Below are 13561 nucleotides of genomic sequence, written 5' to 3'. Positions count from 1 at the left end.
ATACAATGAATATAAAATTTTTAATGCCGTGTCTGCTTATTTCAGCAATGGCTTTTTCACAGGCTTCTGTTTCGGGGTATGTATATGAAGACAGCAACAGAAATCAGAAAAAAGAAAACAGAGAAAAAGGGATTGAAGGAGTAGCTGTTTCAAACGGAATCCAAGTAATTCTTACAGATAAAAACGGAAGATACAGTCTTCCCATCCAGGAAGGGCAGTCGGTTTTTGTAATCAAGCCTTCAGGATATATGACGCCGGTAAACGGGAATAACTTACCCCAATATTATTATCAGTACAAACCGAAAGGTTCACCTGCAGATTTTAAATACAAAGGATCTGCGCCAACAGGAGAACTTCCGAAAGAGATCAATTTTGCACTGAACAAACAAAACGAAAGCAAAAATTTTGATATCCTGGTTTTCGGAGATCCGCAGCCTTACACTGAAAAGCAATTGGATTATTTTAAAAGAGCCATTGTAAACGAAGTGAAAAATACCAAGAAGAATGCAGTTCTGGGAATCAGTCTCGGAGATTTGGTAGGAGATAACCTCAGTCTGCAGAAACCTTATGCCGATGTAATGAAGGAGGTAGGATTACCTTGGTATAATGTGATGGGGAACCATGATATGAATTATGAAGCCAAAGAAGATTTGCTTTCTGATGAAACTTTCGAATCTAATTTCGGACCGGCGAATTACTCATTTAACTACGGAAATGTTCACTTCATTATCCTGGATGATATCCTGTATCCGGATCCTAGAGATGGAAAAGGATACTGGGGTGGCTTCCGTGAAGATCAGATGAAATTCATCGAAAATGATCTTAAACTTGTGGATAAAAACAAACTTATCGTTGTTTCTTTCCATATTCCGTTAGAACACAAAAATGAAGATAACTTCAGGAATTCTGATCGTCAGAAATTGTTTGACTTTTTAGCACCATTTAAAAATGCGTTGATTTTATCGGCTCATACTCATATTCAGCAGCAGCTTTTCTATGGAAAAGAAGCAGGATGGAATGGTTCTAAAGACCTCCACGAATATAATGTAGGAACTACCTGCGGCGACTGGTGGTCCGGTACATCAGACGATCTCGGACTGCCGACTTCTACCATGAGAGACGGAACGGCGAAAGGCTATTCTTTCATCAGCTTTAACGATAATGAATACAAGGTTAAATATAAAACTGCAGGTAAGCCGGAAGATTATCAGATCAATTTATATGTTCCTAAAGTCATTCCTTTTCCTTCAAAAACATCCGCAAAAGTATTGGCCAATTTCTTTATGGGAAGCAAAAAAGATAAAGTGGAATACAGAATAGACGGAGAAAGGTGGGAAGAAATGCAGTACGACGAAACGGTGGATCCAAGTTTTGCGATGTCGGTTTTCAAATGGGATACTACGAAGAATCTTTTCCCGGGAAGAAGGCCTTCAAACCCCGAAATATCAAAACATATCTGGACGGGAGATTTTTCTAAAAAACTCTCGCTGGGAAAACATAAGGTTGAGGTAAGAGCTACGGATATGTATGGAAATCAGTTCTCAGCTTCAGAAGAATTTGAAGTTCAAAATCAGATTCTTATACCTTAATTTTCATTTATTACTATACTTTCAAAGAAACCGGCCCGCTTTGGGTCGGTTTTATTTTTTTAAATAATCTTAACCTTAATCTAATCTTCAAAGTTTATAATCTTATAAAATTTAATATGAAACATTCATTATATCAATGATCACAATAACACTTTATAGTTCTCTTTCCAAATCATCTTTCGTAAATTTGCATCAGCGAATAAAATAAATTCTAAAAAAAATGAATATCAACGGAAAAAATGCCATCATTACCGGTGGAGGAAGAGGTCTGGGTAAAGCAGTTGCACTTGCTTTGGCCGCAGAAGGAGTACATATCGGAATTACAGGAAGAAACGAAGAAAACCTGAAAATGACGGTCGATGAAATCCGTAAATTTGGAGTAAACGCGGGATATGCTGTCTTCAGCATCGACAACGAAATTCATTTAAAAGCAGGTATCGAATCATTGGCAGAACAGTTGGGAGGAATCGATATCCTGATCAACAATGCAGGAATCGGTGACTTCGGTTCCATTGAGGATATGCCTTCCGAAACCTGGGAACAGGTTATTAAAACCAATCTTTTCGGAGTGTATTATGCAGCAAAAGCAGTACATCCTTTTATGAAGTTGAAAGGAGAGGGCGATATTATTAACGTCGCATCAACTGCGGGTTTAAAAGGCGGACCGAATATGTCAGCTTATGCAGCTTCAAAAGCAGCGGTTGTTTCCCTTTCACAGTCCATGATGGCAGAATGGAGAAAACAGAATATCAGAGTAATCACCCTTACGCCAAGTACGATTGCTTCGGATATGTCGATTCAGGGAGGTCTTACGGACGGAAACCCTGAAAAAGTACTTCAGCCGGAAGATTTTGCAGAATGGGTAAGAGATATTTTAAAAATGAACAGAAGAGCATTGATTGCAAATGCCTCAATTTTCTCTACAAATCCTTAAACGGTTTAAGTTTAATGTTCAGAGTCTAATGTTTTTAGACATGAAACATAATCAACAAGAGCGGACTTAGGTTCGTTTTTTTTATGCATAATTGTCATTGTGAGGAGAGAAACAACGAAGCAATCTCAAAAAAAATGGCTTCTCCTCGCAATGACAAATGATCAATCTTTGCTGAGTGAAACGTCTTTGCGAACGAAAAATATGTTCAATAATTTTAAAGAAAACTTTGTGCTCTTTGCGTTAAAAACACTTCGAAAGGCTCAGTGTGACATTGCTAATACTAACAGCGAAGATTTTACTGTTAATTCTTTATTTTTGCAACAAATTATTCACATGCAAAATTATTTAGAATTTAATTTCAAAATTTCTCCGCTTCAGCCCTGGAATGAAATATTAATGGCAGAGCTTATTGAAATCGGTTTCGACAGCTTCACAGAAGAAATAGACGGTATTTTGGGATATATTCAAAAAGATTTATTTAAAGAAGAAGATTTAAAAACGCTTCCGCTTTTTCAGAATGAGGAGGTAAAAATCGAGTATACCTTCAAAGAAATGCCGAATATCAACTGGAATGAAGAATGGGAGAAAAACTTTGAGCCTATCAATATTGATGATAAAGTGCTGATCCGTGCAGAATTTCACAAATCAGTCGCGGGAATGCATGAAATTGTTATCCAGCCGAAAATGTCTTTCGGAACGGGGCATCATCCAACAACACATCTCATGATTCAGCAGATGATGGATATGGATTTCAAGGATAAGAAAGTTCTGGATATGGGATGCGGAACTTCGGTTCTGGCTATTTATGCAAAACAGATCGGAGCGGGAGATACAAAAGCTATTGATATCGACGAATGGTCCGTTGAAAACTCCAAAGAAAATGCATTAAGAAATAATGTGGAACTGGATATAGAACTGGGAACGGCTGAAAATTTAGGTAAAGAACATTACGATATTATTTTGGCGAATATTAACAGGAATATCCTAATTTCAGATATCCCGACGTATGTTTCGGTATTGAATGAAGGCGGAAAACTGCTGCTTTCCGGATTGTGTTTCTTTGATGTGGATGACATTCTGGAGGTTTGCAGAGAAAACGGTTTAGAGCTTAAAAAACAGCTTCAGCGCGAAGAATGGGTAAGTTTATTGCTTGAAAAATAAACACCGCAAAATATTAATATGAAAACCTTACTCCCAATTTTATTTCTATTCACTGTTCAGATTTTTTCTGCGCAGGAAGGTGATTATGATTATGCAAACGGAGTTTTTCAGTTTGAAGAAAACAAAACACAGAAAATATTTACCGATGGGACGAGAATCCGGCAATCTCCCAACGTTAATGCTCAGATTTTAGATTCTTTACAGACGAACTGGCAGGTTTTAATCCTTAAAAAAGATGAAACGATCCTGAAATTGGGCGAAAGAAGAGCCAATTGGTACAAAATATCATATCAGAAAAGTGGTAAAACTGCGGAAGGTTACGTTTGGGGCGGAAATTTAGCAGTGGGATATCGGAATAAAAACGGCTATGATTTTCTTTTTGGCTTAACGAAAACGATCAATAAAAAAGATAAGCAATATCCTGAAATTACTGTTCAACAAAATATTGCAGCCGTAAAGGTTGTAGAAGGAAATGCTTTAATTGATGAGGTTTCTTTTGAAACGGGTTCCGGTGAAAGTTTAAGTTACGGAACGTTTACGATTGAAAGTAACCACAAACTTCAAAACGTGGAATTAACCTTAAAAGCAACCGTTTCTGGCGAGGCTTGCGGAATTGCAGGTTATGATCAGTATGTTTTATTTAAAGATAAAAAACTGATTGCTCTTCCACAATTAATGAATGTAGGAGATGCTGATGTTTATTATCATTCCGAAGAATTTATTTTCCCGAACGATAAAGGTGGAATTCCCAATGCGTTTATTTTAAAAATGGAAGAAATGGAAAAGGACGACAAAGATCGCGAAAAGAAGAAAAAAGCTTTAAAAACTTATCTGTGGAATAGAAGTTCTTATAAGTTGAAATAAAAATTTTTAATAATAAATATGAAAACCACTGTATATTTACGGTGGTTTTAATTTTATAATGATGACAAAAGCAGAGCTTTATGATTTGAAATATACACTTTCAGATTTTATTTATCCAAGATTGAAAGAGTTTAAAGATAAAGTGGATGGTAAAAATGCACCATCAATACCGGATTTTTCCAATATTGAACACTTTTCTAAAGATACTCCTTTTGAGGAAAAAGAGAAATATTGGAATGAGTTACTGAGCGAGATGATCATTCCTTTTGAATATCATGTTTATCCCGAAAATTTTGAACATTTAGAGCTTAAAGAAGTTAATGAAAAAGTAGAATGGGGATTAAAAATTTTTGCTGAGTATTTTATCAATTTGTGGTTTTAAATGAAATTAGAATTATTGAAAAAGAATTTCGTGGAAAATAGTGTAAATGTTACTCCTTCTAATATTGAGGAAATCAAAATATTTCAAAAGAAATATAATGTTGAAGTTCCAAAGGATTTACAGGATTACTATTTAGATATAAACGGTAGCGGAAATGAAACCCTGAATAATCTGTACGAATTTTACAGCATTCATCGTACCAAGAAAATTCATGAGGAATTAATTAATTGGAAAGGAATTCCGGATTATAGCAAATTAAATTTTACCGGAATGGAAAATGTTTTCGTTTTTGGAGCATATGAATTTAATCTTTACGCTTTTGGAATTAAATTGCATCAAAATCTTTCGTCTGAAACCAGCGTTTTTATTCTTTGTGGAGAGAATTTTAGACTTATAGCTAATAATTTTACAGAGTTTGTGGATTTATATTTAAACAGACCGGAAGAAATTTATATTTAAACTAATATGGACTATTTTGTTTATGCTCTTGAGCATATTTATACAGACGAATCTCACCGTGATAGTAAGTTTTTAGGATATTTTGACGATCCTGACGAAGCGGAAAAGGAAAAGCAGAGATTGTTGCTTTTTAATGGGTTTTCAGATTACCCGAATGATTTCTATTTGAAAAAAGTTGGATTAAATAAAATACATTGGCAAAACGGCTTTACAGAAGTTGTAGGTGAAATAGGAAGAGATTATTTGCCGGAAGATGATTATATTCCTGATTATGGCCAAATAATTAAAAAACTGAAGTTAAAGACGGTTTTTAAGGTAAGTCATATTTATACAATTCATACATTTTTGGATGATGAAAGAGAAATAGAGGTATTTTCTGATGAAAAAATGGCAAAGAATGTTGTTGAGTTTCTTAAACAAAAAGATGGATTTAATAATTATCCAGATGATTTTATTATTAATGAAATCATGTTGAACGATTGGCAATGGAGTTCCGGGTTTGGGTGATGTCATTTTAGGTATAAACAAAAAACCTCACAACAAAGTTGTAAGGTTCTGTGAGCGCGAAAGGATTCGAACCTTTGACCGTCTGCTTAGAAGGCAGATGCTCTATCCAGCTGAGCTACGCACCCTAAAAATAAAATTTAAGTCGGGGCGGCAGGATTCGAACCTGCGACCTCCTGGTCCCAAACCAGGCGCGATGACCGGACTACGCTACGCCCCGAAGAGGTCATCTTTAACAAGAATTACCTTGTTTTTTGTGGGTGCAAATATAGATACTTTTTTTGAATTATAAAAATAAAACGCTAATAATTTTTTAACAATAATATTTAATTAAATTTACCCGATTAATAATCATTGTTTTATAAAAACTTATGATCAAAAAAATTTTACTTTTATTATTTTCATTAATAATAATTTCAGTCGCTTTTAATTATTATATCGAGAAAAAGCTTAGCACTGCATTTTCGGAAATAGAACCAGAAAACTTGCAATATTTAGAACATCATTCTAATATCAATTTTTATACACACGGACTTGAAAATATCGGCGAAAATCTGCAGCATGAATTACTTAAAATGGGTATGCATAATTGCAAATTAGAGGTAAGGAGAGATTATGTATATTTCTTTCAGAATAAAGCTGTTAACATCAGTAATGATAAAAAATGCCTGAGAATAGATGTAGATTATAATTTTGTTACATCAGTATTCAGCATTACAGGATTTCAAACTTGCAACTAATTAAATAAAGATCAAGAATTTATAACAAAAAACCTCATAACAAAAGCTATGAGGTTTCTGTGAGCGCGAAAGGATTCGAACCTTTGAACGTCTCGATAATCGGGATGCTCTATCCGGCTGAGCTTTCAATAAGTTTTTTAATTTTAAATTTGCTTTTCCATGATTTTATTTCTCGTTCTCTTTGATACGCTTGTATTTTAGAATCATAATTTTCAATGTAAACAATAATCTAGTCTTTTACTTTAGAAGTAAATCCTCTATGATTGGAAAGATGTTTTCGTAATCTTTCTTGTAAGTCTCCACAAGAATGCCCTATATAATATTTATTTAGCGATTGAAAAAAGAGTATGTAGCAATAACAAATGGAGCTAATATAACAAAAAACCTCATAACAAAAGCTATGAGGTTTCTGTGAGCGCGAAAGGATTCGAACCTTTGACCGTCTGCTTAGAAGGCAGATGCTCTATCCAGCTGAGCTACGCACCCATTAAAAGTTGATTCTTGCTTAATGATCCTTAAGCATTTAAAAAAGTCGGGGCGGCAGGATTCGAACCTGCGACCTCCTGGTCCCAAACCAGGCGCGATGACCGGACTACGCTACGCCCCGAAAAAGATATATAGAAAAGCGGAGGGTAAGGGATTCGAACCCTTGCGACACTTTCGCGTCGACAGTTTAGCAAACTGCTCCGTTAACCACTCCGGCAACCCTCCTGTTTATCTTCGTTTTTTAATGATCGTTGTTCCTTTATTGCGAGTGCAAATATAGAATAGATTTCTTTATTTACCAAATATTTTTCAAGAAATATTTGCGTATTTTTGAGGTAATAAACTGGTAAAAAAAATAAACAAATGCGTAAAACATTATATATCATCGGATTAAGCGTTGCTGTTTTTTCCTGTACTTCACAACGAAATGCAAAAAAAAGGCAGTATATCCCGAAAACCCCGTCAGTACAGCCGAAAACGACTGCTAAAACAACGGATGAGAAGCCAAAACCAAAGGTTTCCACAGAGCATGGTGTCGATTTTTTCACAACCAATATCGCCGATGCAACAAAAAATGATAATACCGCAAGTTACGGATCCATTGTTTCTGCAAAACCTGTCGGCTATAAAGTGGTAAAAGACTATTTTCCGGCCATTGCACAGAATTTCAGACAAAGATATCTTATCCTTCACTACACGGCATTGCCGGATGATAAATCTATTACTGTCCTTACACAGCAGGCCGTGAGTGCACATTATCTTGTAAACAATACAGGAGATAATGAAATTTACCAGTTGGTAGACGAAAATAAACGTGCTTATCACGCCGGAATAAGTGCATGGAGAACGGATAAAAACCTTAACGATACTTCAATCGGGATTGAAATCGTAAATACAGGATATATAACCGACGCTTCCGGAAAAAGAGTTTTTGCTCCTTTTGATGAAGCACAGATAAAAAAAGTAGCCGCTTTGGTAAAAGATATTGCAACCCGATATCAGATTCCGGCAACAAATATTCTTGCGCACTCCGATATTGCACCTACAAGAAAACAGGATCCGGGACCTTTGTTTCCGTGGAAAAGATTGTATGATGAATATCAGATCGGGATGTGGTATGATGATGCTGCTAAACAAAATTACTATGACCTTGCCGTTTCTACGGATTTCCCATCGAAATATAATGATTCAACATTTATTTTTAATGTTCAGACACAGTTACAGAAATTCGGGTACGCGCTGGATCTGAGCGGAAAATGGGATGATGCTACCAAGAAAACAATAGAAGCTTTCCAGTATCACTTCAGACCGCAGAATTATGACGGAATCATGGATCCTGAAACATATGCAATATTACAGGCTTTAGTATTAAAATATCCGTTAAAATAAATGTACAATGTAGCAATTTATCAAAATAACAATGTCTAAATTCTATTACTATATTGGTACACTGTTACATTGATAAATTGTTATATCAATTATAAATTATGGAAAATTTCAGAAAAGAAAGCGATCTATTGGGGGAATTAAACGTCCCGATCAATGCTTATTATGGAGTACAGACGCAGAGAGCCATTAATAATTTTAAAATTTCAGGACAGCTGCTGTCTTCTTATCCTCAGTTCATCAGAGGTTTGGCTTACGTAAAGAAAGCAGCTGCAAAAACGAATTATGAGCTTGGGCTTCTTGATGAAAAATTGTACTTCAGTATCGCTGAAGTTTGTGATGAAATTATCAATGGGGAGCTCCACGAACAGTTTCCTGTGGATATGATCCAGGGTGGGGCAGGCACGTCCATCAATATGAACGCCAATGAAGTTATTGCCAACCGGGTTTTAGAAAAATTAGGAAAAAATAAAGGAGAGTATCAGTTTTGTTCGCCGAATGATCATGTTAATCTTTCGCAGTCAACCAACGATGCTTATCCAACCGCTATCAAAATGGGATTGCTGCAGATGAATGCAATTCTTGTTGAAAAGCTTGGAAAAATTGTTGAGGCATTCAGGGAAAAAGGGAAAGAATTCCATGATGTTATTAAAATGGGACGTACACAGCTTCAGGATGCTGTTCCAATGACACTGGGACAGGAATTTGAAGCATTTGCCGCAACTCTGGAAGAAGATATTTCAAAATTAAATAACAATGCCGACCTTTTCGTGGAGGTGAATATGGGAGCTACTGCTATCGGAACAGGATTAAATGCTCCGGTCGGTTATGCCACATTATGTGCAAAAAACCTCGCTCAAATTACGGGTTTCCCGGTAGTTTCAGCGCCCGATTTGGTAGAAGCAACACCGGATACAGGATCGTACGTTATTTATTCGTCTGCAATGAAGCGGCTTGCCGTAAAGCTTTCAAAAATCTGTAATGATTTGAGGCTGCTTTCTTCAGGGCCAAGGGCCGGACTTTTTGAGATTAATCTTCCGCCGATGCAACCCGGATCTTCTATTATGCCCGGCAAAGTAAATCCGGTAATTCCGGAAGTTGTGAATCAGGTGTGCTTTAAAGTGTTCGGAAATGATCTTACCGTAACGTTTGCTGCGGAAGCAGGACAGCTACAGCTTAATGTAATGGAACCGGTACTTTCACACGCTATTATGGAAAATATTCATTTTCTTTGTAATGCCTTGGATACGCTTCGTGAAAAATGTGTCGTAGGAATTACGGCAAACCGTGAAGTGTGCCTCAATATGGTAAAACACAGCATCGGAATTGTAACCGCACTGAATCCATACATAGGCTACAAACATTCTACGGAAATTGCAAAAGAAGCGCTGGAAACCGGAAAAAGTGTTTATAATCTCGTATTGGAGAAAGGCATTCTTTCCCAGGAAAAGTTGGATGAAATCCTTGATCCGAGAAACATGCTGAAGCCGCATAACAAATAATAAACAACAATTGATAAGTGATAAAGCGTATTGAAGATAGTCTGTCTTATTGGTTTCCTTATCACTTATCATTCATCATTTATACATTAACGTGAGGTTTTTAATTATAATTCCTGCGCATAACGAAGAGAATAATCTTTCTTTCACACTGGATTCTTTACAGCGGCAAAGCTTTAAGGACTTTAAAACAGTAATCGTAAACGACGGTTCTACGGATAATACGGCGGAAGTAATCAGGAAATACACTGATCTGGATGTCAGGTTTGAAACCGTGGATCTGCAGAAATCTTTACATCAGCCCGGATCAAAGGTGGTTTATGCTTTTAAAAAAGGACTTGAAACTCAGGACGTAGATGCTTTTGACGTCATTTGTAAATTTGATTCTGATGTCATATTTCCTGAAAATTACCTTGAAAAAATCGGAGCAACGTTTAAGAAACATCCTGATTACGGACTTGTTGGCGGCCTTTTATATATTGAGAAAAACGGAGATTGGGTATATGAAGGAAATTCTAATAAACATCATGTACGGGGACCAGTAAAAGCCTACCGAAAAGAAAGTTTTATGCAGATGAATGGCATCAGGGAAACTTTAGGTTGGGATAATATTGATGCAATCCTTCTTCAGAATCTAGGATGGAAAGAAGTCGTTATTCCGGAGCTGCACGTTCGTTTAATTAAAGTAAAAGGAGCAGATTATACCATTAAACCAGCCGAATATTACGGTAAATATTTCTATTTTTTAGGATTAAACAGATTTCTGGCATATGTGGCATCTTGTAAAGAAGCGGTGAAAAGCAGATCAATATCTTTCTTTTTTAAAATTATCGGCTCTTATGAAAACTGTCGTAATCGTAAACTGGAATTAAAAATATCTGAGAATGAGCGGGAAATCATCAACCGGCAACGTTGGGAAATGCTTAAAAGAAAATGGCTGAAAATGTAATTTGCATTCACATAATATCTTTACCTTTAACAAATAAACAAGAAATACTCTTAGTTTAAATTTAAAACTTGAAAAGAATTGCTTACATAGAAATTGATACCCACGCTGAAATTGCCCAGTCTTTCATGGATATTATGAATGAAACGGGTTCTTTTTCAGTGGACTATTATTTTTCAAAAAGGGTTAAAGATCACGTTGCTGAAAATGGGGAAAACATATTTCTCTCAGACAGTTCCATGATCTTGGATCAGTTGACGTTAAAAAAGTATGACCTTGTTCTTATCGGAACTGTTCATCGGTATTTCAATACATTTTTCACGATTGCCGAAAAATATAATACGGCAGTTATTGTTCACAATATCAACTTTATCAGGACTTCAAATTTCAGTCTTCTTAAAAGTATATTCAAAAAAGATAGAATTTACCGGTTAAAACTTTTATGGAAAGAAGGATTACTGGGTTCTTCAAAAATTTACCGGAAAGCCAGAAAACTTTTGGTTCTGGATGAAGCATTGATTTCAGAATGCTTTAGTTTTTTACCTATTTTTTATACAAAATATTCAGAAAAAGCTCAGAATGAAATTCTTACAGTTGTTATTCCGGGCGGTGTTTCTCAAAAAAGAAGGGATTATAAAAAAGTATTTTCAGAAATAAAAAAAATTGAAGACTTATATCATCATCCCGATTTTAAGAAAGTACTGATAGAATTTGTTTTTCTAGGTAAGGCTGATCATGCTGTACTGAAGCAGCTTACTGATCTGCAACATTCTTTACAGCATGTTAACATTACTTATTTTTCGGAGAGGGTTCCGCCGGAAAATTTTGAGAATTGGATGCGGAAAGCAGATGTTTTGTGGTGTCCGATTCAGGAGGAAACAGAGTTTTTCAGCCAGAAAGAAATATATGGAAAAACAAAGATGACCGGAAATATTGGGGATTCCATAAAATTCGGGAAGCTTGCTGTATTCCCAAAGAATTATCAATCGTCGCTGGATTTTATTCTTCCGGAACAATCTGATCTCACCCAGCAGTTTGAAGAGCTTAAAGATCTGAAATTCGATTTTCAGAAGGAATACAACAAAAAAGCAGTCAGACAAAAGCTCGAAAATCTTTTGAACAGTTTAATGGCTACTTGAATTTAAAGATACTTTTAATAAAGTTTTTGTTTAAATAATCTTCAATCGGAAAAACCTTCGTGAAATAATTTCCGATGAAAATCAAAAGCAGGACCACAGCAGGTTTGTAAACCAGATTGATGAAATTGTTGCTGAAATTCGGAAGGACAATTGCCACGGTTATGGCCAGTGTGCAGATAATTGAGACGAAAATCATTTCAATAGTAAGTGGGGAAACTTTAAATACAAAATAATTAAATACGATCTTCACTACATTGTAGGTAATCAGCGAGATGGCTGTTGATAACGCAATACCGATCAGTTTCAAATCCGTATTTTTCAGGAAATATAAATTCAGGAAAATAGTGAGGCCTGCAAGCAGCAGCATTACGAGAATATTGAATTTGTAGTATTTTGAAAGTGAAATAATATTTCCGTTAAAACCTGTGGCAAGGTCAATTAACACTGCTGATCCCCAGATCCAGACTACCGGTTCGTATTCTCTCAGCAAAACCCCGTTTTTAGGCATAAAATAAGTCAGATAAGGGAATCCTACCATAATGCAGGAAAACAAAACGGCACCTAAAAAATAGAGGGTGAGCGAAGTTTTCTTATGAAACTTATCCAGTCCTTCCATATCTCCGTCTGCAAGATTTTTACTGATTATCGGGGCTGAAATATTAAATAATCCCAGCTGCGGAATCGAAATGAGGGAAATCAATGCATACAATGTAGAATAAATCCCGTTTTCCTCCATTCCCATATATTCGCCGATCATAAAACTGTTGATCGCAAGATAATTCCCGAAAGTCCCCAGAAAACCGAAAAAACTATAATTCATAAACTCCTTCCAGAACCCGTCTTTTTTAAAATAATCGGTACTGAAGTCGAAGTTGATTTTATCCAGTTTGTTCGTATAGTAAATATAACCGAACAGCATCAGCGCAAAAATTCCGAAGAAAAATGCCAATGCCGTCTTCTGCGAAAATGCAAAGTAAAAAAAAAGACAGAATGCACCGAGGTTGGCAATTTTAGGAAAAAGATTGTCAAAAATATTGGAAACAACAATTCTTTTATAGTTGGATGTGTATTTATTGAATAGGGCACACAGCGACAAAACCAAAATCAAAGGAAGAATAATTCCTTTGATGTTCCACGCCTGAGTCTTTAAAAACTGAGGATAAAAATAGGGAAGTATAAAAAATACTCCGCAGAAAATCAGGAAATTGATGAAGATGATAAGCAGTGACAGGGAAAGCATATTCTGGTTTTTTCCGTCTTGCTGCACGCTGTGAAAAAATTTCACATTCGCATATGAAATCCCGAAAACTACGAAAGGAACCAGCATCTCTGCGGTCTGCATGCTGTATCTCAGTTTTCCGTAAAATTCAAAATCATTTGGGAAAATGAAAATCGCGGAAACGGTACCCAGGAGAAAACCTACATAGCCAATAATAGAATACTTAAACCCTTGTCTCGCAACTACACTCATT

14 protein-coding genes and 5 tRNA genes are annotated in these 13561 nt (G+C 36.0%); 12 read left to right on the top strand and 7 right to left on the bottom strand.

Annotated elements, in window-relative coordinates:
* Nucleotides 1-5: 5 nt before the first annotated feature.
* The 7 genes from M0D58_RS06625 (at nucleotide 6) to M0D58_RS06595 (ending at nucleotide 5896) form a co-directional block, all read left to right on the top strand.
* Nucleotides 6-1589, top strand: coding sequence for a calcineurin-like phosphoesterase C-terminal domain-containing protein (locus tag M0D58_RS06625; RefSeq protein ID WP_248394458.1), 1584 nt, complete (start codon nucleotides 6-8; stop codon nucleotides 1587-1589).
* A gap of 220 nt (nucleotides 1590-1809) precedes the next feature.
* A complete protein-coding gene (locus M0D58_RS06620) occupies nucleotides 1810-2523 on the top strand; it encodes a 3-ketoacyl-ACP reductase (RefSeq protein ID WP_248394457.1) in 714 nt (237 codons plus the stop codon).
* A gap of 333 nt (nucleotides 2524-2856) precedes the next feature.
* On the top strand, nucleotides 2857-3684 hold the full coding sequence (gene prmA, locus M0D58_RS06615; RefSeq protein ID WP_248394455.1) for a 50S ribosomal protein L11 methyltransferase: 828 nt from the start codon (nucleotides 2857-2859) through the stop codon (nucleotides 3682-3684).
* Nucleotides 3685-3702: 18 nt separating this feature from the next.
* Nucleotides 3703-4548 carry an SH3 domain-containing protein gene (locus tag M0D58_RS06610; protein ID WP_248394452.1) on the top strand — a complete coding sequence of 282 codons (846 nt, stop codon included), beginning with the start codon at nucleotides 3703-3705 and terminating at the stop codon, nucleotides 4546-4548.
* A 61-nt stretch (nucleotides 4549-4609) separates the two neighbouring features.
* Nucleotides 4610-4930 (top strand): hypothetical protein, encoded by a 321-nt coding sequence (locus tag M0D58_RS06605; RefSeq protein WP_248394449.1) that lies wholly within the window; start codon nucleotides 4610-4612, stop codon nucleotides 4928-4930.
* Nucleotides 4931-5389 carry an SMI1/KNR4 family protein gene (locus tag M0D58_RS06600; RefSeq protein WP_248394446.1) on the top strand — a complete coding sequence of 153 codons (459 nt, stop codon included), beginning with the start codon at nucleotides 4931-4933 and terminating at the stop codon, nucleotides 5387-5389.
* A gap of 6 nt (nucleotides 5390-5395) precedes the next feature.
* The gene (locus tag M0D58_RS06595; RefSeq protein ID WP_248394444.1) at nucleotides 5396-5896 is read left to right on the top strand and encodes a hypothetical protein; all 501 of its coding nucleotides are present in this window, start codon (nucleotides 5396-5398) and stop codon (nucleotides 5894-5896) included.
* A gap of 51 nt (nucleotides 5897-5947) precedes the next feature.
* Here the strand turns inward: M0D58_RS06595 and M0D58_RS06590 are convergent.
* Both M0D58_RS06590 and M0D58_RS06585 read right to left on the bottom strand, forming a co-directional pair.
* Nucleotides 5948-6021, bottom strand: a tRNA-Arg gene (locus M0D58_RS06590).
* A gap of 17 nt (nucleotides 6022-6038) precedes the next feature.
* Nucleotides 6039-6113: transfer RNA gene (locus tag M0D58_RS06585), tRNA-Pro, on the bottom strand.
* Nucleotides 6114-6264: 151 nt separating this feature from the next.
* On the opposite strand from M0D58_RS06585, the gene M0D58_RS06580 reads away from it, so the two are divergent.
* Nucleotides 6265-6633: a hypothetical protein gene (locus M0D58_RS06580; protein ID WP_248394441.1), complete on the top strand. Its 369-nt coding sequence runs from the start codon at nucleotides 6265-6267 to the stop codon at nucleotides 6631-6633.
* Nucleotides 6634-6862: 229 nt separating this feature from the next.
* On the opposite strand, the gene M0D58_RS06575 is transcribed toward M0D58_RS06580, so the two are convergent.
* The 4 genes from M0D58_RS06575 to M0D58_RS06560 all read right to left on the bottom strand — a co-directional run bounded on the left by M0D58_RS06575 (nucleotide 6863) and on the right by M0D58_RS06560 (nucleotide 7344).
* The gene (locus M0D58_RS06575; protein WP_248394958.1) at nucleotides 6863-6949 is read right to left on the bottom strand and encodes a GIY-YIG nuclease family protein; all 87 of its coding nucleotides are present in this window, start codon (nucleotides 6947-6949) and stop codon (nucleotides 6863-6865) included.
* Nucleotides 6950-7045: 96 nt separating this feature from the next.
* A tRNA-Arg gene (locus M0D58_RS06570) sits at nucleotides 7046-7119 on the bottom strand.
* Between the two features lie 46 nt (nucleotides 7120-7165).
* Nucleotides 7166-7240, bottom strand: a tRNA-Pro gene (locus M0D58_RS06565).
* Between the two features lie 19 nt (nucleotides 7241-7259).
* Nucleotides 7260-7344, bottom strand: a tRNA-Ser gene (locus M0D58_RS06560).
* Between the two features lie 138 nt (nucleotides 7345-7482).
* Between M0D58_RS06560 and M0D58_RS06555 the strand changes: the two genes are divergently transcribed.
* The 4 genes from M0D58_RS06555 (at nucleotide 7483) to M0D58_RS06540 (ending at nucleotide 12089) form a co-directional block, all read left to right on the top strand.
* Entirely contained in the window at nucleotides 7483-8508 is a 1026-nt protein-coding gene (locus M0D58_RS06555; RefSeq protein WP_248394439.1) for an N-acetylmuramoyl-L-alanine amidase, read from the top strand.
* 98 nt (nucleotides 8509-8606) lie between these two features.
* Complete coding sequence (gene aspA / locus M0D58_RS06550; protein ID WP_248394438.1) at nucleotides 8607-10007, top strand: aspartate ammonia-lyase; 1401 nt, start codon at nucleotides 8607-8609, stop codon at nucleotides 10005-10007.
* Between the two features lie 91 nt (nucleotides 10008-10098).
* Complete coding sequence (locus tag M0D58_RS06545; RefSeq protein ID WP_248394436.1) at nucleotides 10099-10953, top strand: glycosyltransferase family 2 protein; 855 nt, start codon at nucleotides 10099-10101, stop codon at nucleotides 10951-10953.
* A 68-nt stretch (nucleotides 10954-11021) separates the two neighbouring features.
* Entirely contained in the window at nucleotides 11022-12089 is a 1068-nt protein-coding gene (locus M0D58_RS06540) for a hypothetical protein (RefSeq protein WP_248394434.1), read from the top strand.
* On the opposite strand, the gene M0D58_RS06535 is transcribed toward M0D58_RS06540, so the two are convergent.
* Nucleotides 12082-13560, bottom strand: a complete 1479-nt coding sequence (locus M0D58_RS06535; RefSeq protein WP_248394433.1) for a lipopolysaccharide biosynthesis protein — start codon at nucleotides 13558-13560, stop codon at nucleotides 12082-12084. The two genes, M0D58_RS06540 and M0D58_RS06535, sit on opposite strands and share 8 nt — an antisense overlap.
* Nucleotide 13561: the final 1 nt, after the last annotated feature.

This window comes from Chryseobacterium nepalense, assembly GCF_023195755.1.
In the GTDB taxonomy this organism is placed as follows: Bacteria; Bacteroidota; Bacteroidia; order Flavobacteriales; family Weeksellaceae; genus Chryseobacterium; species Chryseobacterium nepalense.
The sequence above is the reverse complement of the archived record's forward strand: the minus strand, read 5'-3'. Positions and strand labels throughout refer to the sequence as shown.